Source organism: Streptococcus phocae, from assembly GCF_001302265.1.
Taxonomy (GTDB): Bacteria; Bacillota; Bacilli; order Lactobacillales; family Streptococcaceae; genus Streptococcus; species Streptococcus phocae.
In genome coordinates, this window is record NZ_LHQM01000013.1 from 1 (window position 1) to 22,896 (window position 22,896).

Consider the following 22,896-nt stretch of genomic DNA (forward strand, 5'->3'; position numbering starts at 1 on the left):
ATATAGTTTTTTATATAATGGTCTCTTAGCGTTTGTGTATCCTACAAATACTAATAAGATATGCTTAAGCAACTGTCTATTTGACAATTAATGTCACTGCGGTTGTTTTTAATACAACACCCCGTTAGTTTCCTCAAGTTTTCTATCAGAAATAGATGTAAAATTCATATCTAGTGCTTCAAAGGTATTTATGTTATTCTTCTTTTAATTAGTTACTATTTATTCATCTAAACCCATTTTGCTAAGTATCTTTCCACATCTTTTCCAATATTATAAATTGTTTTAATAGGATCCATGATAATCGTAAACCATTGCCAGAGAGGTTACACCGCAGTCGCGAGTATTAATCTGAGAACGGTAGTGTTTTCTTCTGAATGTCATAGAATCTCCTAATAATGTTATATACTATATTTTATCATGGTTTTTATTATTTAGATAGTACGACAGTTAAAATTTAGTTTATAATCCACAATAATTTTATTTTCCGAATTTTCAAATCAAGTGCAACAATTGTTATCTGACTAAGTCAGTGTGTTTTATGCGGTTTGATCTATTTAAAACCGTTTTTTAGCAGATTGATAGTCATGTATTCTTCTTGGCCTATCATTGATGGATTGGGTGCAAGTTTCCAGATCAGTTAGAGTCAGCTCTTTTAGCGAGATCCCTTTTGGAACGAACTCCCTCAGTAAGCCATTGAAGTGTTCATTGTTAATACGTTCGTGTGAGGCATAAGCATGGGCAAAACGAGTTTGACGTTCAACCAAGGTCATAATAGATGGATCTCCAGCAGTCTTTAGCCCTAAAACGGAATCAATCTCCCAATGCCCAAAGGTCGAACGGTCGTTGATGTCCTCGGGTCTTTCTTCAATAGAAGTCCCCAGATGTTTCTTAGTGGATGGGCGGAGCTTTTTTCGCTTACGAATGCGGACAGATTTAGGTAAATCAATAGGTTTGATGTCCAGTAACCCTTGATGACCATAGTTGTAAAGAGTTTTGGTGCTAGGAATGATTTTTTCAGGGTGCTCAAGTTTGTATACATGAACAAAAGTATCGACACTATGAATTCTAGGTTTAGCCGTCATCGCTTTAGTAAATGACAATAAGAGAGCTTCTGACACTTTCTCAAGCCTCAGATAACAACTCCCTTTTCTGCCTTCAGAGTACCGAATTTGAGCGGTTTCTGCAAAATATTGTTCCTAGTAAACTTTCTTTCAATTGACTTGTTTAACAGTCCCACGTCTGAGCTCACGAGAGATGGTAGAGCGATTTCTCCCCAAACGTCTTGCAATTTCAGCTGGTTTCAATTCTTCTGAGAGACAAGCTTCAATTTTCCTACGTTCAGCTTCTGAAAGGTTGTGATAGGGCTGTTTGGTGGTAGAATGATTAGTGGACATGTTCATCTTTCCTTTATGCTTTTTTTCGCGACTTTAGTATATCAGACGAACATGTCTTTTTTGTTGCACTTCATTTTATAACGCGGGTCTATATTTTATTAGAAATACACTAAAATCACTACATATAAATATTCTTGTTTACAAATGGACTATCTTTAAATTATTTTTTGAAAAATTAGAAAATTGCAATAACAAAGGATTTGGCGTCTCAATATTATGATGTGAAAAAATTTTTCAGAAAATAATATTTATCTTTTAACTAATAGGAAAATATGCAAGTCCAAATTATATATTAGTTTAGTAAAAAGTGGTTTTGACTTGATGACTAAATGCTTGATATAATAAACCTCGTTGCTCTTTGAAATAGCAAAAAAAAAGAAAAGAGAAGGCATGAACAAGAAATTTTTAAAATCAGTAGCAATTGCCGGACTAGCTAGTACAATTTTAGGCATGGAACAGACAGTTGGGGCGGTTGTGAATAATAAAAAGTATCATTCACAGTTTAAAAAAGTTGAGAAAGAGTTTCAGGAACTCAAAGGCACAAAAATTCATACTGGTCATGTGAAAGACATAACAAATAATTTATTAGATTTAATTGCAATAGTTCATTACATCTTAGCAAAAAACGAGTTTCGAGATGAGGCATATGATAATGCCAGAACTAAATTAGATTTAGCGGTCTCAGGATATGAATTATATTTAAGTTCACGAGCAACAGATGAAAATGGTTTGAAGAAAATTTTTAGTAATGATGAATTAGACTCTATAAAAAAAATGGAACCAGTTTATAGACAAGTCGCAAGCTTAAACATGTTGCAATACAACAAAATAAAAGCTGAAATTGAAGCTGCACTGAAAGAATTTGCTGAGGAGGTAGGAAATATTCAGTATAATAGCCCAGAGCTCTTTTCTCATGCCTATTATATGGATCCAAAATTTGATACTTATACAAATAAAAATAATGATAAAATTTTAGCGGAGATTTTTATTGAAGAGGGATATTATGATAAATTTTATCAACAAGTAAATGATGGCTATCAAAATCCACATTTATCAGGTTTTTATTTGTATAAAGAAAAAGTAAGAGAAATTTTAATATTGCAACATAAAATTGATTCAATAGTTAATAAGGAAGATGAGCATACCGATAGCTTACAAGAATTAGCGTTAGCATCTGGAGTTATCTTTAATACAAATAAAAGAAAATCAAAACTAACATCTAACTTTGATAAAGGTGAGATAGTCCCTCATTTAGTTTTAGCGGAGGATATTCCAAATTTAAAAGTAGCTGAACAAAAAATTGCTGAATTAGGAGGAGTTTTATATGATTATTACGAAGCTATTAAGGATACAGAAGGAATAGAAAAATTTAAAGCATATAAAAATACCCCAAAGCAAATAGTGCAAGAAAAAATTGAGGAAACTCAGGAAAAAAAAGAATATGAGAAGTCTAAATCAAAAATTGAAGAAAGACTCCGAAACAACAAAGTATTATCAATTAACCCCTTAATTAACACTCATAGTATTCCTACTGTAACTACACAAACTTCCGATAGAATCATTGATCCTATTAAACAAGAGAAAAAGGTCCAAACTTTCACAATTGAATTTCCTGCTATATTTTCAGGAAGAAACAACGGTAAAACTTTACCTTCTGTGAAAAGATATGGTTCAACTCCAGCATTAGGCATCATTGATTACTCTAAGACTAGTAGCTTATCTGGCTTGATTGGTGTACGTGAAGATGTAGCAGAACCATATACAATCGATATTGATTATAAAGTTGATTCAGTTACTAGTAATCAAGCTAAGGTAATTGAAGAAACTATTAAACAAGTGGTTCCTGAAATTGAAGTAGAAGCTGTACCTCAAGTAGAAGTTATTGATAATCGATTTAGTGATTATCGAAAAAAAGAAGCCGGTCGTATTATGACTGAGTATGCAGAGATGAGAAACAGCCTACATTTCTACGATTGGGATGCTAAAGTTGTAGACTTGGTTCAAAAAGGAAATTCAAAGTTCAAAGAAATAGAAGATGCTTTAAGCAATTCTAAAAAAGTTACTGAGCAAGAACTAATCTTTGCTACAGACTGGTTAGATATTTTACGAGCTAATCTTCAAATACGTACAGAAGAGTTAAGTTATCAGGAACTTAACAGGTTACATCATGCTGAATAGGTTACACTAAACTAGATAGTCTTATAAAGTGTTCTACACTAAAAAGAAAAACAGGAGAATCTATATCTAGAAAAATTCGTCGCCACTTCACTGATGATTTTAAGCAATAAATCGTTGATCTTCACAATGCTGGGAAAATCGTAGTGAACTTATCAAAGAATATGACTTAACCCCTTCAACCTTCTATAAGTGGATTAGACAATCCAAAACAACTGGTTCCTTCAAATCTGTTGATAATCTAACAGATGAACAGCGTGAGCTAATAGCCCTTAGAAAACGCAATAAAGAACTAGAAATGCAATTAGATATTCTAAAGCAATCGGCAGTGATTATGGCACAAAGAGGGAAATAATCACTACCAATAAGGATAAATACAGTATTTCAGCTATGTGTCGTTGGCTGAACATTCCGCGTTCTAGCTATTACTATCAAGCCGTAGAGCCTGTTTCTGAGATGGAGCTTGATGAAAAAGTTAAAACTATCTTCCTCAAAAGCAAGTCCAGATATGGTGCTAGGAAAATCCAGAAACGGCTGGAATCTAAAGGAATAATACTGTCTCGTTGTCGGATTCGTCGTATCATAAAAAGACTACATTTGGTTTGTGTTTACCAGAAAAGGGCTTTTAAACGGCATTCAAAAGGAAAGAATGACGCCCTAATTCTGGTTCGACATTTCAACCAATAAAAGCCACTTGAAGCGATTTTGACGGACTTGACTTATGTTCGTGTCAATAAGCGTTGGGCTTACGTCTGTTTGATTATTGACCTCTTCAATCGTGAAATCATTGGCCTGTCAGTTGGTTGGCATAAAACTGCGAACTTGGTGAAAGAGACCATTCAAAGTACCCCAGATGCTCTGACTAAAGTTAAGTTATTCCACTCAGATAAAGGTAAAGAATTTAACAATGCTTTGATAGATGAGGTGTTAGAAGTCATTGGCATTACTTGTTCACACTTAGTCAAGCTGGTTGTCCCCACGACCATGCCGTAGCTGAGAGTACTTATCACTCCTTTAAAACTGAGTTTATTAACCAAGAGAGATTTCAATCGCTAGAAGAGCTAACCCTTAAAACTGAAGACTATGTGCACTGGTGGAACCATCACCGTCTACACAGTAATCTCAATTATAACCCCTTAGTTGCTCTTTTCTGTTTCTTGTGTTGTTGTCAACTTTGATTATGTAACAAAATAGATTAAAAAATTGGCTATTTTTCCTGTATTTTAATCTATATAAATACAGGAAAGATAACAAAATGATTTAATTTAAGATCTATATTTCGGAAAGCCTACTGTTGTGGGCTTTTTATGTTGTCTTAAAGTATTGATTTCTGGGTTTACAACTAGAGATACTTTGAGATTAACTAGTACCACGAGTTTTGTGTCTATATTTATAGTATATGTCCATTACCAAAAGCAGTACGATACCCTAGTAACAGCCTGTCGAGAAAAACAGAAAAAATTGCAGGAGGCTACGTCAGCCTTGAAAGGGCAGAAAAGTAAACAGCTCCGCCTTGATGGTTTTATCCAACACCTCAAGCAACAGGATGACCTCATCACAGACTTCAACCAAGAACTCTGGCAGACCAGTGTCGAGCGACTGGATATAAAGGAGGATAAGAAAATCAGCCTAACCTTCAAAAATGGTGTACGGATTGATTTATAGAAGACAAGCGCGTGTCATTATTGACGCGCCTTTTTTTATCGTATCTGTGATATAATAAAAAAAGATATTTTTGGGGTTGTTGCCCTGTAAAAGGATAAAGGTTAAATGCTATGACGAAGTTAGTTGCGACAGATATGGATGGTACGTTTTTAACAGAGGCGGGAACTTATGATAAGGAGCGCTTGGCAGCCCTTTTGCCAAAACTTGCAAACAAAGGCATTCTTTTTGCAGTTTCCAGTGGAAGGTCCTTATTATCCATTGATGAATTATTCAGAGATTTTTTAGATCAAATAGCTGTTATTGCGGAGAATGGTTCAGTAGTTCAGTACAAAAAACAGCTCCTTTTTTTGAATCATCTGAGTAAAGAACAGTGTCAAGAGATTTCTGAGACGATCCGTAGAAGTCCTCATTATGAAAACACAGGGATGTTGTTTTCTGGTCAAAAAGCTGCCTATGTTTTAAAAGAATCTTCTGAAGCTTATTTGAAAAAGGCCTATCGCTATTACAATAATGTTCAGGTAATTGATAGTCTTGATGCGATTTTAGATGATGTCATTTTTAAGGTGACGACTAATTTCACAGGTGAGACGGTTTTGGTAGCTAGTGGATGGCTCGATCAGCAATTGAGTTATGTTTCTGCGGTGACTACAGGTTTTGATTCAATTGACGTGATTTTGAAAGATGTGCATAAAGGGTTTGGCCTGTCTCATTTGTGTCAAGAATTAGGTATCACAGCTGATGAGGTGATAGCCTTTGGGGATAATCTCAATGATTACCAAATGTTAACCTACGCAGGAAAAGCCATAGCTACTGAAAATGCGAGACCTGAAATCAAGGCGATTTCTGACCAGGTGATTGGACATTGTAACGAACAATCTGTCTTAGCGTATTTGGAAGGGATGGTCAAATGACAAGTGTTAAGCTATTAGCCTTAGATTTGGACGGCACCCTGTATAGCGATGACAAAGTCATTAGCCTCAAAAATAAAGAAGCTCTTGCCGCTGCTAGAAAAAAAGGGGTTGCTATTGTCATCACAACAGGTAGACCTCTTCGAGCTATTGGTGATCTTTTAGAGGAACTTGATTTGTGCCATCCAGATCATTACTGCATCACCTTTAATGGTGGTTTGGTGCAACAAACCACAGGTGAAGTGTTAGCCAAGCATGCCTTAACATTCCAAGAAGTGCAAGAAATTCACCGCGCATTAGATGGTGTTGGCTTGCCAACAGATATTTTGAGCGATGGTTGTGTATATAGTTTATCTAGCCGAGATGGAAGAAGCTCGCAGTATCCGCTAGCTAATCCTTTACTAACCTTTGTCAATATAGAGTCAATAGATGACTTGCCTAGGGATATTATTTATAATAAAATTGTGACGGTGACGTCCCCCGACTTTTTAGACCGGCAGCTAGCCCAGCTTCCCCCCGCTTTATTTGCTCATTTTGAAGCCTTTAAATCCAGAGATATTATTTTTGAGGTCATGCCAAAAGGTGTCCACAAAGCAGCTGGCTTGGCTTTGCTCTGCCAACATCTAGGAATTGATGCAAGGCAAGTCATGGCTATAGGAGATGAGGCCAATGACGTGTCAATGTTGACATGGGCAGGTAGGGGGGTTGCTATGGCAAATGCTGTTGCGTCTGCAAAGGCTGCTGCAGATGTTGTCACGCAGGCAACCAACAACCAATCAGGTGTCGCAGAAGCGATTCAACATTATATAGTAAACGAGGAGAACTAATGGGATTATTTGACCGCTTATTTAGAAAAAAAGACAAAACAAAAGAGACCGAACACGAATCAGAGCATAGCTCTTCACAAGAGACCCTAAAAGCCCAAGACGAATCAGAGCCATCAGATGCTATGATAGCTCCTGAAAGCTCTTCTGAGGCTATGGATTCTAAACCAGTTGAACCAGAAGCTTTGGAGGAAGAGCCAGTAGAGAAACTAGAGGAAGAACCTTCTGCCCTCCTAGTTAATGAAATGCCTCAAGAAGCAGAGCACGTCGCAGTACAGGAAGCTGATTTTGTCTCAGAAGAAATCAATCAACCACAGCCAGAAGAAGTCCATGTTACAGAACATGCCAGTGAGGACTTATCAGTCTCTGAACAGACTTTTGACCATCAAGAAAATTCAGAAACAGAAGAAGAAAAATACAACCGTAGCTTGACTAAAACACGAACTGGTTTTTCAGCACGCTTGAACACTTTCTTTGCCAATTTTAGACGTGTGGACGAAACGTTCTTTGAAGACCTTGAAGAACTTCTGATTTTATCAGATGTCGGTGTTAATGTCGCTACAACTCTAACAGAAGCCCTACGCTATGAAGCTAAGCTAGAAAATGCGAAAAAGCCAGAGGCACTTAAGCGCTTGATTGTGGAAAAACTGGTTGACATCTACGAAAAAGATGGCTTGTACAATGAAGCGATTAACTATCAAGAGGGCCTTACGGTAATGCTGTTTGTCGGTGTTAATGGTGTTGGAAAAACAACCTCCATTGGGAAATTGGCTTATCGCTACAAACAAGAAGGCAAAAAAGTCTTGCTGGTTGCAGCAGATACCTTCCGCGCAGGAGCTGTTGCCCAATTAGTCGAATGGGGACGCCGTGTGGATGTTCCTGTCGTTACTGGTCCAGAAAAAGCCGACCCTGCCTCAGTTGTCTATGATGGGGTAGAACAGGCAGTTGCTCAAGGGGTTGATATCCTTCTCATTGATACTGCAGGGCGTTTACAAAACAAAGAAAACCTCATGGCAGAGCTTGAAAAAATGGGACGCATCATTAAGCGCGTGCTCCCAGATGCCCCGCATGAAACCCTCTTGGCATTGGATGCTTCAACAGGCCAAAATGCTCTAAGCCAGGCCAAAGAATTCTCAAAAATCACGCCATTGACAGGTCTAATCCTAACCAAAATTGATGGCACAGCCAAAGGAGGAGTTGTTTTGGCCATTCGTCAAGACTTAGACATTCCAGTCAAGTTTATCGGTTTTGGAGAAAAAATTGATGACATTGGTGAATTTCATTCAGAAGACTTCATGAAAGGCCTCTTAGAGGGAATTGTTTAGGTAGTTGACAAAAGTAATAGTCAACGTATCAATGATTTCTTATAACTCTCTAAGGGCAACTGATCAACAAGGTAATCAATCTGTTGTCGCAAGCCTCTAATGATAGAACATAAAGGAGTTTTGGATGCAAAAAGTGAGATATGGTGTGGTGTCAACTGCTCAGGTGGCTCCTCGTTTTATTGAGGGGGTTCGTCTGACAGATAATGGTGAGGTTGTAGCGGTTTCGAGTCGTCAACTGCCACAAGCGCAAGCTTTTGCAGCTAAGCATGGCATCCCAAAGGCTTACGGTAGTCTGAAAGAAATGCTCGCAGATGACGCTATTGATGCGATTTACGTGGCAAATATTAATAAAGCGCATTACCCAACAGCTAAAGAGGCCCTATTAGCTGGTAAGCATGTGTTAGTGGAAAAACCGTTTACACTGACACATCAACAGGCTACAGAGCTGTTTGAGATAGCGCGTGAACGTCAACTCTTTTTGATGGAAGCCCAAAAGTCAGTGTTTATTCCCATGACTCAAAAGGTAAAAGACGTGATTGCGTCTGGCACACTTGGTGACATTGTCTCGGTGTCTTCGACAACTGCATATCCCAATATTGATCATGTGACCTGGTTTAGGGAGTTATCCTTAGGCGGGGGTAGTGTTCACTTTATGGCACCTTATGCTTTGTCTTATTTGCAACATATTTTTGAGGCTTCCATTACAACAGCAACTGGGGTAGCTCATTTTCCAAAAGGTCAAAGTGATAGCCAATCTAAAATACTGCTAGCCTTGTCAAATGGAGTTTTGGTTGATGTTTTCTTAACCACTCATATCAAATTGGCGCATGAAATGACGATTTTTGGAACAAAGGGACGTCTGGTTATTCCTAATTTTTGGAAAACCACCACGGCGACCTTGGTCATGGCAGATGGTCGTCAAGAAACACTTGAAGCCTCTATGGCTAGTGATTTTGAAGCTGAAGTTTATCATGTCAGTCAAATGATTTTGGAAGGGCAGACAACCAGTCCGATAATGACACCTGAGGTGACCTTATCAGGGGTAAAGGTTATTGAGCAGCTTTATCAGTCTTGGAAAAGCAGTAATTAAATGCGTCAAACAATCATTTTCAGATGAAATGATTGTTTTTTTGATGGTCTTTATTTGCTGTTATTTTTGATTAGCATATCAAATTCAAGTTTTTCCATGGGATTCTCTATGGTTTTCATGAGCTGGTTTCGGTAAAATAAGAGTAACTTAAGAGAGGAGTTTATATGGCTATTAGTATTATTGTTATGGCATCGGTCTTTATTGCAGGGCTGTTATCATTTTTCTCCCCGTGTATCTTTCCAGTGCTTCCTGTTTATCTAGGGATTTTACTAGATACTGACGACACAAAAACAATCACGATTGCAGGTAAAAAATTGTACTGGTATGGTGTTTTAAAAACCTTTGCTTTCATTTTTGGGTTATCAACCATTTTTGTGATATTAGGATACGGTGCAGGAGCTATTGGAAATATTTTATATGCAGCCTGGTTTCGTTATTGTCTAGGCATTTTGGTGATTCTACTAGGGATTCACCAAATGGAAGTCATTACCATCAAGCGTCTGCAATTTCAAAAGAAAATCACGTTCAAGGCTAATCAAAAGCGCCATGCCTTACTCAACGCTTTTATACTAGGAGTAACTTTTAGTTTTGGGTGGACTCCGTGTGTAGGTCCAGTTCTGAGTTCTATTTTAGCGTTGGTGGCTTCTGGAGGAAGCGGAGCTTGGCAGGGTGGTTTTCTAATGATGATTTACACCTTGGGATTAGGCATTCCATTTTTAATCTTGTCACTTGCTTCAGGTATTGTCCTAAAGCAATTTAATAAATTAAAACCTCACATGATGCTATTGAAAAAAATCGGTGGTTTGCTCATCATTATGATGGGTATCTTACTCATGACCGGACAGCTTAACAGTCTCACAAATCTATTTTAAATTAAGGAGAAATCATGAAAAAAATCATAGGATTAACAGCTGGCTTACTCAGCCTTAGTTTATTAGCGGCATGCTCGCCAAAAGAAAAAGCAATGACCTCTGATGGCTCTCAAAACAAAACAAGCCAAGTCATGTCAGATAAGGATCAAGCGTCTAAAAGCAACATGCCTTCTTTAGCTCCAGATTTTCAATTGCAGGGAGTCGATGGCAAAACTTACCGTTTGGCAGATTATAAAGGCAAGAAAGTTTATTTAAAATTTTGGGCATCGTGGTGCTCCATTTGCCTATCAACCTTAGAGGACGCAGAGGCCTTGGCTAAGGCATCAGACAAAGACTATGAAGTCTTGACCATTGTGTCACCAGGACATCAAGGAGAGAAGTCCGAAGAAGCCTTCAAAAAATGGTTTGCAGGAACAGACTTTAAAGATATGCCCGTCTTACTCGACCCAGATGGCAAGCTGTTGGAAGCTTATGGAGTCCGCTCTTATCCGACAGAGATTTTCATCGGCAGTGATGGCAGTTATGCTAAAAAACATATCGGTTATGCCCCAAAAGAAGCCATTGAAAGAACCTTAAAAGACATTGACTAACAAAGGAGTTACCTTATGGAACACAAATGGAAATTAGTTTTACTAGTTGTGGGCTTATTGGTTATACTTGGTGGAGTTGTTTTTAGCTTTCAAAAAAGCTATGCGCACCAATCGAGTCGTAACCAGCTACAGCTTCCTCCCAAAGACACGCCCCCTTCAGACCCTAGCACCTCTCCAAAAGATAAACAAGTGATTTATCTGGCAGGAGGTTGTTTCTGGGGAGTTGAAGATTATTTTTCAAGAGTTGATGGTGTTTTAGATGCCGTTTCTGGATATGCCAATGGCAGAGGCGACACCACATCTTATGAATTGATTGCTCAGACAGGGCATGCTGAGACGGTTAAGGTGACGTATGATGCCAATCGTATCAAGCTCAAAGACCTGCTTTTGCACTATTTTAGAATTATAGACCCAACTAGTGTCAATAAACAAGGAAATGATCGTGGCAGTCAGTATCGAACAGGGATTTATTACACTGATGATAAAGACTTGGCAGTGATTGATCAAGTGTTCCAAGAAAAAGCAAGCGCTTATGATGCTCCTATTGTTGTCGAAAAAGAGCCCCTCAAAAATTTTGTCAAAGCTGAAGCTCATCACCAAGATTACCTCAAAAAAAATCCAAATGGCTACTGCCATATCAATGTTAATGCTGCTAGCTACCCTGTCATTGACGCATCTAAGTACCCTAAGCCAACACCAAAAGAAATCAAGAAGAAATTATCGCGCGACGAGTACCGTGTCACTCAGCTTAACGAGACCGAGAAAGCTTTTTCAAACCGATATTGGGATTTGTTTAAGCCAGGCATTTATGTGGATGTCGTGACGGGTGAACCCTTGTTTTCATCAGCTGACAAATTCGAATCTGGTTGTGGCTGGCCGAGTTTTAGTCGTCCGATAAGTCCAGATGTTGTACACTATAAGCAAGATAAAAGCTTCAATATGACACGGACAGAAGTACGGAGTCGCTCTGCCAATTCACACTTGGGCCATGTCTTTACGGATGGGCCAAAAGATAAAGGCGGGCTACGCTATTGCATCAACAGCCTGTCAATCACCTTTATCCCCAAAGCAGAGATGAGCGAAAAAGGTTATGGCTATTTGCTAAAGAATGTAGACTAAAAAAGCCGCGAAAATTTGTTATAATGTAGGGAAGACAACCATCATCCCGTTTGTCACAAAGCTGGTTGAGAAGTTTCCAAAAAACACAAAGGAGAAGCTGAGTGTATTCTTTACTAATTGTCGAAGACGAATACCTTGTCCGTCAGGGTATTCGTTCTTTGGTTGACTTTGAAAGATTTCAGATCACACGCGTCAGTGAAGCAGAAAACGGCAAAATCGCCTGGGAATTATTTCAAGAGGCCCCTTATGATATTGTTTTGACAGATATCAATATGCCAAAACTCAACGGCATACAGTTGGCTGAATTGATTAAGGCCCAGTCCAAACAGACCCATGTTGTTTTTTTGACCGGTTATGATGACTTTAACTATGCCTTATCAGCTTTAAAGCTAGGTGCGGATGATTACTTGTTAAAACCTTTTTCCAAATCCGACATTGAAGAGATGTTAGCCAAGGTTTTGAGCAAACTTGATGCTTTGAAAAAGACCCAAGCCATTCAAAACTTGGTTGTCTCGCCTGAAACAGAAAGCTCAAGCATCACAAGCTTTATCCAACAACATCTGGCAGACTCGACTCTGAGCCTTAAAAGCCTATCACAGCAGTTGGGATTTAGTCCAAATTATGTGAGTGTTTTGGTTAAAAAAGAGTTGGGTGTCCCCTTTCAAGATTATTTGGTAAAAGAGCGTCTCAAAAGGGCTAAATTACTGTTGTTAACAACAGATCTCAAGATTTATGAAATTGCAGACCAAGTTGGTTTTGAAGACATGAATTATTTTTCGCAACGTTTCAAGCAAGTGGTTGGCATGACACCCAGCCAGTATAAAAAAGGAGGCAAGTGATGAAGCGCTACCCTCTTTTAGTGCAACTAATCACCTATTTTTTCCTGATTTTACTGACTTTAATCACTATTTTAGGGCTATTTTATTATCAGAGTAGCTCAAGAAACATCAGACAGCTCATCGAGAGAGACACTAGGCAGAGCATCAGGCAGAGTTCACAGTTTATTAATGCTTATATCAAGTCACTCAAGGAAACCGCGTCAGCTCTTTCACATCACCCTGACCTGCAGGAATTTGCTAGAGGTGGTCCAGAAACAAGTGATCAGCAGGTATTGGGCTTGATGACTACGGTTCTCGCAACCAATTCAGACTTGGTATCTGCTGTCATGGTTACCAAAGATGGTAGGATGGTGTCAACCAATCCCCAGCTTACCATGAAAACTTCAGGGGACATGATGGCAGAGCCTTGGTACCTGTCAGCAATTAACCGCCAAGCAATGCCCGTGCTGACCTCTGCCAGACAATTATCCTCTCAGTCTAGTAACGAGTGGGTGGTTTCAGTAACTCAAGAACTTGTGGATGCTGAAGGTAATAATTTGGGCGTGTTGAGGCTTGATATTGGCTACAACACCATCAAATCATCCTTAGACCAATTGCAGCTGGGGCGTAGCGGCTTTGCCTTTATTGTCAATGACAATCATGAATTTGTTTATCACCCTCAAAAACAAGTTTACAGCTCCAATCGAGAAATGGTAGCCATGAAACCCTATCTTGCTGTTAAAAATGGGTATGCCAAGGACAAAGGGTGTTTCGTTTATCAAAAGGTTATCCCAGATAGTCAATGGACCCTAGTAGGAGTGGCTTCACTAGACCAGCTATCTCGCGTGCAAAATCAGATTTTTTGGTCCTTTCTTGGAACAGGGGTGTTAGCTGCGATGATTTGTGGCTTTGCGACGGTTTTTGTTTTGAGAACATGGATTCGACCAATTCGCACCCTACAACGGGTGATTTTAGCCATTCAAAAAGGAGACCACAACCTTAGAGCTAAAGAGGCAGGGTCACCAGAGTTAGCGGACTTAGTGAGGCAATTCAATACCATGTTAGATCAGATTGACGAGCTTATGATTTCAGTTGCAGATAAGGAAAAATCCATTGGTCAATACCGCTTACAGGCTTTAGCGAGTCAAATCAATCCTCATTTTCTTTATAACACGCTAGATACGATTATCTGGATGGCAGAATTCAATGATAGTCAACGTGTGGTCGATGTTACCAAATCACTAGCCAAGTATTTTCGTTTGGCCTTAAATCAAGGTAATGAGTGGATTACCCTAGCTAATGAATTGGATCATATTCGCCAGTATTTATTTATTCAAAAGCAGCGCTATGGGGATACATTATCTTATCAGATTAGTTCTTTGCCAGCCTATGACACTTGTCAGATTCCTAAGTTGATTCTTCAACCTTTAGTAGAAAACGCCATTTACCATGGCATCAAAGAGGTTGATCGCAAAGGTATGATCAAGGTTAGTGTATCAGAAACAGACAGTCATGTGCTGTTATCTGTTTGGGACAATGGCAAGGGCATGTCTGCAAATCTGGCATCAAAAAGTCAGCAGCTGCTAGAACGAGGAGGCGTTGGCTTGAAAAATGTTGACCAACGTCTGAAATTACAATATGGAGATGCCTACCACATGGTTATCAACAGTCAAGATAATTGTTTTTCTGAGGTGATTCTGCATTTGCCAAAAAATGAATTGGTCAACAAGTCTACTCCAGCCAACTCAAAACAATAGGCTAAGAATGTATATCCCAAAAGGAGGTCATGATGACGCTAATATCAGAGTATTTTAAGCATAAAATTCCCCTTTTTGACCGTTTGATTCCTTACGGCTTTACCAAGGTTGGAGAGACTTATCATTACCGTGAATCCTTTATGACAGGAAATTTTGAAGCCGTGATAGAGATTACGAGCTCAGGTCAAGTTTCTGCTAGTGTCTATGACAAGGATTTTGGTGAACCGTATCTGCCCATAGAGCAGCACCATCAGCAGGGAGCCTATCTGGCTGAAGTGCGTCAAGCTTATTTAGCTGTTCTAGATGCTTTATCAGAAGCTTGTTTTAAAGTGCTGCCATTTGAGTCCAGACAGGCCAACCATTTGACCCAACGCATCGCTCATGAGTGGGGGGATTGCCTAGAGCCTGCTCTTGACCAGAACGGACATGCGGTCTATGAGCTATCTGGCAAGTCCTACGCCGTGATCAGGTCGCTGTCAGCAGAGCAACTGGGAGAGGTGGCTACAGAGCTAAGAGGAAAGACTATAGATGTTATCACGCTTAGGGCATCTCCTCAACAATTACCAAAGCTTTTAGCGACCAACGGCATTTACCCGGCTTATCAGATGCCTAAAAAAAGCTGGGTCAGTGTCGCACTGACGGGTGAGTTAGCTGACGATAGTTTGTGGAACTTGCTAGTGTCCAGTCGTCAGATGGCCCAAAATACCAGTCTAGCCAATCCTAATGGTCCAGACTATTGGGTAATCCCAGCTAATTTGGCTTATTATGACATTGATGCGGAATTTGCTGCCAATCAGGAGATTCTATGGACGCAAAAGGCATCTGTTCGTCCAGGAGACTATGTGTTTATCTATATCACAGCTCCTGTCAAATCCGTACGATATGCTTGCCAAGTGTTGGAAACGGATATCCCTAATCAAGGGTACCGAGAAAATCCAACTATTGATCGCCTGATGTCCTTAAGGTTATTAGCACAATACCCAGATGGCCTTTTTTCTCTTGATGTTCTCAGCTCACATGGGGTAAAGGCGGTTAGAGGGCCAAGACGACTGACGCCACAGTTGATTGCCTTTTTAAAAAAACAGCACTTTTTGAGGTCAAGTGCAGAGAGTAATGACTAAAAACGAACGTCAAAGCAGTGTGTTTAAGAAAGAAAAGACTAAATAAACCAATTTAGTCTTTTCTTTTGCTTTTAATAAGTGTATAATAATCATAATATTTTTTATTTTTCTAAGAATTAGGACGGATAAGAGATAAATCGTGACTCAGTCACACCCATTTTTTAAGGAGGAGCTATGAAGAAAAGTTTTATTCATCAACAAAAGGAGATTTCTTTTGTCAAAAATACATTCACCCAGTATTTAATTGATAAACTTGATGTCGTTGAAGTGCAAGGCCCTATTTTGAGCCAGGTCGGGGATGGGATGCAAGACAATTTGTCAGGCATTGAAAACCCTGTATCGGTCAACGTTCTTAACATTCCAGATGCTACGTTTGAAGTTGTGCATTCATTAGCTAAATGGAAGCGTCACACTTTAGCACGTTTTGGATTCAATGAGGGTGAGGGTCTTGTTGTAAACATGAAAGCTCTCCGTCCTGATGAAGACTCTCTAGATCAGACCCATTCAGTCTATGTCGATCAATGGGACTGGGAAAAAGTGATTCCAGATGGCAAGCGTGACTTAGCCTACCTGAAAGAAACGGTTGAAACCATCTATAAGGTCATTCGTTTAACAGAGTTAGCAGTCGAAGCCCGTTACGATATTGAGGCAGTCTTGCCTAAAAAAATTACTTTTATCCATACAGAAGACTTGGTTGCCAAATACCCTGATTTGAGTCCTAAAGAACGTGAAAATGCGATCACTAAAGCATTTGGTGCTGTCTTTTTGATTGGTATCGGTGGGATTTTGCCAGATGGCAAGCCCCATGATGGACGTGCGCCTGATTACGATGACTGGACGAGTGAAACCTCAGAAGGCTATCGTGGTTTGAATGGAGATATTTTGGTTTGGAATGACCAACTAGGTTCAGCCTTTGAGCTGTCTTCAATGGGAATTCGTGTTGACGAAGACGCCCTCAAGCGTCAAGTTGAAATCACAGGAGACCAGGATCGTCTTCAGTTTGATTGGCACAAATCGTTGCTAAACGGTCTTTTCCCTCTAACGATTGGTGGCGGGATTGGTCAATCGCGTATGGCCATGTTCTTATTGCGTAAAAAACATATTGGAGAAGTGCAAACCTCAGTATGGCCAAAAGAAGTGCGTGACACCTACGACAATATTTTATAAGAAAAGTAGCTAGAAGATCTCTTTCTAGCTTTTTGTTTGCTGATTTATCAACAAGAGCTAATGAGATAAGAAAAATGGTCTGAGGAATAAAGCACTATTTGATAGCAAATTAAGGGAATATTTTGGTATAATAGCAGGTATGAGAATTGTATCAGGTGAATTTGGAGGGCGTCCCTTGAAGACGCTCGAAGGTAAAACAACACGACCGACTTCTGACAAGGTTCGTGGCGCTATTTTTAATATGATTGGTCCTTACTTTGATGGCGGGCGTGTTCTAGACTTGTTTGCAGGCTCAGGCGGTTTAGCAATCGAAGCTATCTCAAGAGGCATGTCACAAGCTGTCTTAGTGGAGCGTGACCGTAAGGCACAAGCCATCATCACACAAAATATTGATATGACCCAAGCACCACAACAATTTACCTTGTTGAAAATGGATGCTGAGAGAGCTATCAATCAGCTATCAGGGCAATTTGATTTGGTTTTACTGGACCCTCCGTATGCCAAAGCGTCGATTGTCTCAACTATTGAGGCCTTGGCTGACAAGGGCTTGCTGAGTGAAGAGGTCATGGTGGTTTGTGAGACTGACAAGTCTCTTGTTTTGCCAGAAGAGATTGCAGGTTTAGGCGTATGGAAAGAAAAAAAATATGGAATTAGTAAGGTAACTGTTTATGTCAACTAAAATTGGACTTTATACGGGCTCTTTTGACCCGGTCACCAATGGGCACTTAGATATCATCACGCGAGCAAGCAAGCTTTTTGACCATGTCTATGTTGGTATTTTTTACAACCCTCATAAGAAAGGTTTTTTTGATTTAAATATGCGGACTCGTATCTTGACCGAAGCTGTCCAAGACTTAGAAAACATCACAGTGGTGACAGCAGAAAATCGTTTGGCAGCAGAACTAGCCAAGGAATTACAAGTGACTCACATGGTGAGGGGACTGCGCAATCCGACTGATTTTGAGTACGAGTCAAATTTGGAATATTTCAACCATCGTCTGGAACCATCGATTGAAACGGTTTATTTTATCGCCAATCACGAGTTGCAACCCATTAGTTCTAGTCGCATCAAGGAGTTGCTTCATTTCAATGCCTCAATTGAAGGATTAGTCCCTCAGTCTGTTATTAATCAAGTGGAGAGAATGCATGAAAATCACTAAAATATTGTATCGTATTAAATGGTGGCTAGCTGGATTAGTTGCCTTACTAGGAGTGCTAGTAGTCTTTTTATTTCCCCTCCCTTATTACATCGAGATGCCTGGCGGAGCCTATGATATTCGACCAGTTGTGACAGTTAATGGCAAAGAAGACAAGGCAAAAGGCTCTTATCAATTTGTTGCCGTTAGTCTCATCAGAGCGACCCCAGCTCATATCATCTACGCATGGCTGACGCCTTTTACAGAAATCAAATCCGCTGAAGACACCACAGGCGGTTATAGCGACGCTGATTACATGCGCATTAACCAATTTTACATGGAAACGTCACAAAACGAAGCAGTCTTTCAATCCCTCACTTTAGCTCATAAGCCTGTTAACCTTGATTATAAAGGGGTCTACGTTTTAGATATCAGCAAAGACTCTACCTTTAAAGACTCCCTCCACTTGGCAGATACGGTCACAGGGGTCAATGGAAAAGAGTTCAAGAGTTCAGCAGATCTGATTGCTTATGTTGCAGGCTTGAAGGTAGGTGATAAAGTCACGGTGCAATTCACCTCAGCAGGTCAGTCCAAATCTGATACTGGAAAAATCATCAAGCTAAAAAATGGGAAAAACGGTATTGGCATTAGCCTGATTGACCACACCCAAGTTAGCTCAGAAGATAAAATTGAATTTAAGTTAGAAGGCGTCGGAGGACCAAGTGCTGGTTTGATGTTTACCCTGAATATTTATGACCAAATCAATCAGGAAGATTTGCGCAAAGGACGAGTGATTGCAGGAACAGGAACCATTGATAAAGATGGCAAAGTTGGAGATATTGGAGGAGCTGGGCTCAAGGTCGTTGCTGCTGCAAAGGCTGGAGCAGATATTTTCTTTGTTCCCAACAATCCTGTGGACAAAGACATCAAAAAAATTAATCCTAAAGCCATTAGCAACTACGAAGAAGCTAAAAGAGCAGCCAAAAAGTTACAAACCACGATGAAAATCATTCCCGTCAAAACGGTTCAAGAAGCCGTGGCTTACCTTAAACAATAAACAGAAGGTTCATTGCTTAGCAATGGGCTTTTTTGTTTGGGAAGTCGTTGACAAGCAAAAAGAAAACGGTTACAATATCTTTATGAGAACGTTCCCATAGTTGATCGAAAGAGGAGGAGGGGTATTGGCAACAATCAAACAAGTCGCTCAAGAAGCTGGACTGTCAAAGTCAACGGTCTCGCGATACATTTCAAAAAAAGGGTATGTGTCAGAGGAGGCTAGTCAAAAAATTCAAGCAGCAATTGACAAACTGCACTATAGCCCAAATGTGTTGGCCCAGTCGTTGAAAACGAAGAAAAATCAACTGGTTGGCTTATTACTACCTGATATTTCCAACCCTTTTTTCCCGCGTCTAGCTAGGGGTGCCGAGGAATACCTCAAAAAAAAGGGATACCGTGTCATGCTAGGAAACATTTCAGACAGTGACGCTTTAGAAGAAGAGTATGTTCACGTCCTTTTGCAAAGCAACGCATCAGGGATTATTACCACTCATGATTTTACAAGGCGTTATCCTGATTTACCGATCCCGGTGGTTGTGGTTGACCGGGTTGACCAAGAAACACGATACGGTGTTTTTTCAGATAATAAGGCTGGGGGGCGTTTGGCAGCTGAAAAAATTTGGCAGGCTGGGACAAAAGAGGTTCTCCTCATCAAGGGCCCTCTGGATAATGCAGAAAACATAAGCCAGCGTTTTCAAGCTAGTTTAGATTATTTGACAAGAAAAGACGTTTTGATTCGTGTCTGTGATAGTCACAGCTTTGATTTTGAGCATATTCAGCTAGAAGCCAGTTCCTACCTCACGCAATACCCAGCTGTTGATAGCATTATTGCACCATCTGATAGCCATGCCATTGCTTATATCCATGAATTGCACGCAAGGCAAAAAGCTATTCCAGAGGATGTTCAGATTATCGGCTATGATGATATTTTGATGAGTCGATTTATTTACCCATCTCTATCAACCATTCATCAATCATCTTATCTCATGGGGTATTATGCTGCTGAAATGGTTTATAACATTGCCAACCATTTGCCTATACCGACTCATCGGATGAGGCTACCTGTTCATTATGTTGAACGCGAGACATTAAGGAGGAAAAATGACTAATATTGTTGTTATCGGCAGTATCTCCATGGACTTAATCATGGAAACCACTCGTATCCCTAAACAGGGAGAAACCGTTTTTGGCGACAGCTTTTCCATGTTGCCTGGAGGCAAGGGAGCCAATCAAGCTGTTGCTGTTGGTCGTCTTAGTTCAGATAATGATAGCATTAGCATGTTAGGCGCTGTCGGACAAGATGCTTTTGGACCTATATTATTGAAAAATTTACAAGAAAAAAATCTTTGTATTGACCTTGTGGGAACGGTACCAGGGTCATCTGGCATGGCTCAGATCACCCTATACCAGCAGGACAATCGGATTATCTACTGTCCTGGAGCAAATGGCAAGGTCGATACTAAATTGTGGTCTAAAGAATGGGACGTCATTGGAGCGGCTGATCTGGTGATTCTGCAAAACGAAATCCCTCACGAAAGCAACAAACACATTGCACAGTGGTGTCATGATAGAGCTATCCCAGTGCTGTACAACCCTGCTCCAGCTCGAAAAACTGATATTGAACTGTTGGAATGGGTCACCTATATCACCCCGAATCAGCATGAGGTTCAGGAACTTTTCCCAGAATATTCTTTAGAGGAAGCATTACAACGTTACCCCAACCAATTAATTGTGACCTTAGGCAAGCAAGGATCAACCTATTGCGATGGGGATGCTATTCGACAGATACCAGCGATTAAAACCGAGGCATTGGACACGACCGGCGCTGGGGACACCTTTAATGGTGCTTTGGGATATGCTATTTCAAAAGGGCTTTCCTTAGATTCAGCTCTAGGTTTCGCGACCTTGGCAGCCCATTTATCGGTTCAAAAATTTGGCGCGCAAAATGGCATGCCGCATTTATCAGACATGAAGGAGCATGAGGCTTATGAAAAAGCATGGGATTTTGAATAGTCATTTGGCAAAAGTGGCAGCTGATCTTGGGCATACCGATTGGGTTTGCATTGGTGACTTGGGACTGCCTGTACCAGACGGGGTTCCAAAAGTTGATTTAGCGGTGGTGCCTGGCAGTCCGAGCTTTCAGGAAGTTCTAGACATGTATTGTGACAATATTGTCGTTGAAAAGGTGATTTTAGCTGAAGAAATCAAAACCATTAATCCCAAGCAACTGCAACAGTTACTAGAGAGACTTTCTGAGGAGGTTCAGGTAGAATATGTCAGTCACGCAGAGCTAAAAGCCCTGACCAAAAATGCCAAAGCAGTCGTAAGGACTGGGGAAAATACGCCCTATTCAAATGTCATCTTACAGTCAGGAGTCACCATTTAGAAAGGATTGCATCATGAAAATCAGCATGACAAATATTTCCAAATCCTTTGGGGACAATAGGGTATTAGAAAAAATTGATTTGGTCTTGCAATCAGGGGAAGTTCATGCGCTCATGGGGGAAAACGGTGCTGGAAAATCAACCTTAATGAACATTTTGACAGGTTTATTTCCTGCCAATTCAGGCGATATCCTAATTGATGGAAAAAAGATGCAATTTTCCAATCCTCGCGAGGCTGAGCATTACGGCATTAGCTTTATTCACCAAGAGTTAAACACCTGGCCTGAAATGACCGTTTTAGAAAACCTGTTTTTAGGACGTGAGCTTAAGACAGCCTTTGGCTTTTTAGATGAAAAAGCCATGAGGTTAAAGGCACAGCAGACTTTTGAACAATTAGGTGTCAATCTACCACTTGATAAAGAAATCGGACGGTTGTCAGTAGGGCAGCAGCAAATGATTGAAATTGCCAAGAGCTTGCTGTCTCAAGTTTCTCTATTAATCATGGATGAACCAACAGCAGCTTTGACAGAGCGTGAGACGGAGCTATTGTTTGGAGTCATTCGACGGTTAAAAGAAAAAGGAGTAGGTATTGTCTATATCTCACATCGCATGGAAGAAATCTTTAAGATTACAGACCTTATCACGGTGATGCGAGACGGTGTCATCGTTGACACCAAGCCAACCAGTGAAACACACCCAGACGAGCTGGTGAAAAAAATGGTTGGACGTGACATCAACGATTATTATCCTCAAAAAACAGCTTCTATTGGACCAGTGGTTTTTGAAGTTCATCAGCTATCTGGCGATGGCTTTAGGGACGTTTCCTTTCAGGTTAAAAAAGGAGAAATACTGGGCTTCTCAGGGTTGATGGGTGCAGGTCGCACGGAGGTTATGCGAGCCATTTTTGGCATGAGTCAGAAAAAATCTGGTCAGGTTAAGCTAGACGGAAAGCCATTAGAAATTACAAATCCAATGCAAGCCATTAAACAAGGCGTTGCCTTTTTGACAGAAAACCGCAAAGAAGAGGGCCTTGTTTTAGATTTTAGCATCAAAGATAATATGATTTTGCCCAATATCAAAGAGTTTAGTCCTCATGGGTTCTTTGATGACGCCACAAGTACTAGCTTTGTTAACCAATTGATCACGCGCTTGCAAATTAAATCAGGAACTCCTGATTTGCCTGTTGGTCACCTCTCAGGAGGTAATCAACAAAAAGTGGTCTTAGCCAAGTGGATAGGAATAGGGCCTAAGGTTCTGATTTTAGATGAACCGACCAGAGGTGTTGACGTTGGGGCTAAAAGGGAAATCTACCAACTGATTAATGAATTAGCTGAAAGAGGCATACCAATTATTCTAGTATCCTCTGATTTACCTGAGGTGTTGGGAGTGAGTGACCGAATCATCGTGATGCATGAAGGAACAGTTGCTGGAGAACTAGACCGTCAAGAAGCTAGTCAAGAAAAGGTTATGCAATTAGCCACAGGAGGAAACTAAA

The 22,896-nt window shown here is 40.2% G+C and carries 18 protein-coding genes and 5 pseudogenes; 21 read left to right on the forward strand and 2 right to left on the reverse strand.

The window, feature by feature from the left end; all coding sequences use genetic code 11:
* Positions 1–285: 285 nt before the first annotated feature.
* Positions 286–381 (reverse strand): annotated as a pseudogene (locus AKK44_RS09230) (cysteine peptidase family C39 domain-containing protein); the annotation flags it as partial.
* A gap of 173 nt (positions 382–554) precedes the next feature.
* Positions 555–1,394, reverse strand: a pseudogene (locus AKK44_RS04120) (IS30 family transposase).
* A 390-nt stretch (positions 1,395–1,784) separates the two neighbouring features.
* On the opposite strand from AKK44_RS04120, the gene AKK44_RS04125 reads away from it, so the two are divergent.
* From AKK44_RS04125 to AKK44_RS04225, 21 genes and pseudogenes are all read left to right on the forward strand, one after another.
* Entirely contained in the window at positions 1,785–3,572 is a 1,788-nt protein-coding gene (locus AKK44_RS04125; protein ID WP_054278643.1) for a coagulase domain-containing protein, read from the forward strand.
* Between the two features lie 110 nt (positions 3,573–3,682).
* Positions 3,683–4,747, forward strand: a pseudogene (locus AKK44_RS04130) (IS3 family transposase).
* A gap of 175 nt (positions 4,748–4,922) precedes the next feature.
* Positions 4,923–5,234 carry a hypothetical protein gene (locus tag AKK44_RS04135; RefSeq protein ID WP_054278644.1) on the forward strand — a complete coding sequence of 104 codons (312 nt, stop codon included), beginning with the start codon at positions 4,923–4,925 and terminating at the stop codon, positions 5,232–5,234.
* Between the two features lie 110 nt (positions 5,235–5,344).
* Positions 5,345–6,145, forward strand: a complete 801-nt coding sequence (locus AKK44_RS04140; protein WP_054278645.1) for a Cof-type HAD-IIB family hydrolase — start codon at positions 5,345–5,347, stop codon at positions 6,143–6,145.
* Positions 6,142–6,969 (forward strand): Cof-type HAD-IIB family hydrolase, encoded by an 828-nt coding sequence (locus tag AKK44_RS04145; RefSeq protein WP_054278646.1) that lies wholly within the window; start codon positions 6,142–6,144, stop codon positions 6,967–6,969. Before AKK44_RS04140 ends, AKK44_RS04145 begins: the two co-directional genes overlap by 4 nt.
* 395 nt (positions 6,970–7,364) lie before the next feature.
* Positions 7,365–8,291, forward strand: a pseudogene (gene ftsY / locus AKK44_RS04150) (signal recognition particle-docking protein FtsY); the annotation flags it as partial.
* 124 nt (positions 8,292–8,415) lie between these two features.
* Positions 8,416–9,381, forward strand: coding sequence for a Gfo/Idh/MocA family protein (locus AKK44_RS04155; protein ID WP_054278648.1), 966 nt, complete (start codon positions 8,416–8,418; stop codon positions 9,379–9,381).
* Between the two features lie 164 nt (positions 9,382–9,545).
* Positions 9,546–10,253, forward strand: coding sequence for a thiol-disulfide oxidoreductase-associated membrane protein CcdA2 (ccdA2, locus tag AKK44_RS04160; protein ID WP_054278649.1), 708 nt, complete (start codon positions 9,546–9,548; stop codon positions 10,251–10,253).
* Positions 10,254–10,267: 14 nt separating this feature from the next.
* Positions 10,268–10,843 carry a TlpA family protein disulfide reductase gene (locus AKK44_RS04165; protein ID WP_054278650.1) on the forward strand — a complete coding sequence of 192 codons (576 nt, stop codon included), beginning with the start codon at positions 10,268–10,270 and terminating at the stop codon, positions 10,841–10,843.
* Between the two features lie 174 nt (positions 10,844–11,017).
* A pseudogene (msrB, locus tag AKK44_RS04170) lies at positions 11,018–11,962 on the forward strand (peptide-methionine (R)-S-oxide reductase MsrB); the annotation flags it as partial.
* A gap of 101 nt (positions 11,963–12,063) precedes the next feature.
* A complete protein-coding gene (locus tag AKK44_RS04175) occupies positions 12,064–12,801 on the forward strand; it encodes a response regulator transcription factor (protein ID WP_054278652.1) in 738 nt (245 codons plus the stop codon).
* On the forward strand, positions 12,801–14,537 hold the full coding sequence (locus AKK44_RS04180) for a cache domain-containing sensor histidine kinase (protein ID WP_054278653.1): 1,737 nt from the start codon (positions 12,801–12,803) through the stop codon (positions 14,535–14,537). Before AKK44_RS04175 ends, AKK44_RS04180 begins: the two co-directional genes overlap by 1 nt.
* A 32-nt stretch (positions 14,538–14,569) precedes the next feature.
* Entirely contained in the window at positions 14,570–15,658 is a 1,089-nt protein-coding gene (locus AKK44_RS04185) for an MmcQ/YjbR family DNA-binding protein (protein WP_054278654.1), read from the forward strand.
* 174 nt (positions 15,659–15,832) lie between these two features.
* On the forward strand, positions 15,833–16,825 hold the full coding sequence (gene asnA, locus AKK44_RS04190) for an aspartate--ammonia ligase (RefSeq protein WP_037596243.1): 993 nt from the start codon (positions 15,833–15,835) through the stop codon (positions 16,823–16,825).
* A gap of 139 nt (positions 16,826–16,964) precedes the next feature.
* Complete coding sequence (gene rsmD, locus AKK44_RS04195) at positions 16,965–17,504, forward strand: 16S rRNA (guanine(966)-N(2))-methyltransferase RsmD (RefSeq protein WP_037596241.1); 540 nt, start codon at positions 16,965–16,967, stop codon at positions 17,502–17,504.
* Positions 17,494–17,985 (forward strand): pantetheine-phosphate adenylyltransferase, encoded by a 492-nt coding sequence (gene coaD / locus AKK44_RS04200; RefSeq protein WP_054278655.1) that lies wholly within the window; start codon positions 17,494–17,496, stop codon positions 17,983–17,985. Before rsmD ends, coaD begins: the two co-directional genes overlap by 11 nt.
* Positions 17,972–19,018, forward strand: a complete 1,047-nt coding sequence (locus AKK44_RS04205; protein WP_054278656.1) for a SepM family pheromone-processing serine protease — start codon at positions 17,972–17,974, stop codon at positions 19,016–19,018. Before coaD ends, AKK44_RS04205 begins: the two co-directional genes overlap by 14 nt.
* 124 nt (positions 19,019–19,142) lie before the next feature.
* Complete coding sequence (locus AKK44_RS04210) at positions 19,143–20,126, forward strand: LacI family DNA-binding transcriptional regulator (RefSeq protein ID WP_054278657.1); 984 nt, start codon at positions 19,143–19,145, stop codon at positions 20,124–20,126.
* Positions 20,119–21,030: a ribokinase gene (locus AKK44_RS04215; protein WP_054278658.1), complete on the forward strand. Its 912-nt coding sequence runs from the start codon at positions 20,119–20,121 to the stop codon at positions 21,028–21,030. The genes AKK44_RS04210 and AKK44_RS04215 overlap by 8 nt, the downstream gene beginning before the upstream one ends.
* A complete protein-coding gene (rbsD, locus tag AKK44_RS04220; RefSeq protein WP_037596234.1) occupies positions 21,005–21,403 on the forward strand; it encodes a D-ribose pyranase in 399 nt (132 codons plus the stop codon). The genes AKK44_RS04215 and rbsD overlap by 26 nt, the downstream gene beginning before the upstream one ends.
* A gap of 13 nt (positions 21,404–21,416) precedes the next feature.
* Positions 21,417–22,895, forward strand: coding sequence for a sugar ABC transporter ATP-binding protein (locus AKK44_RS04225; protein WP_054278659.1), 1,479 nt, complete (start codon positions 21,417–21,419; stop codon positions 22,893–22,895).
* Position 22,896 lies beyond the last annotated feature (1 nt).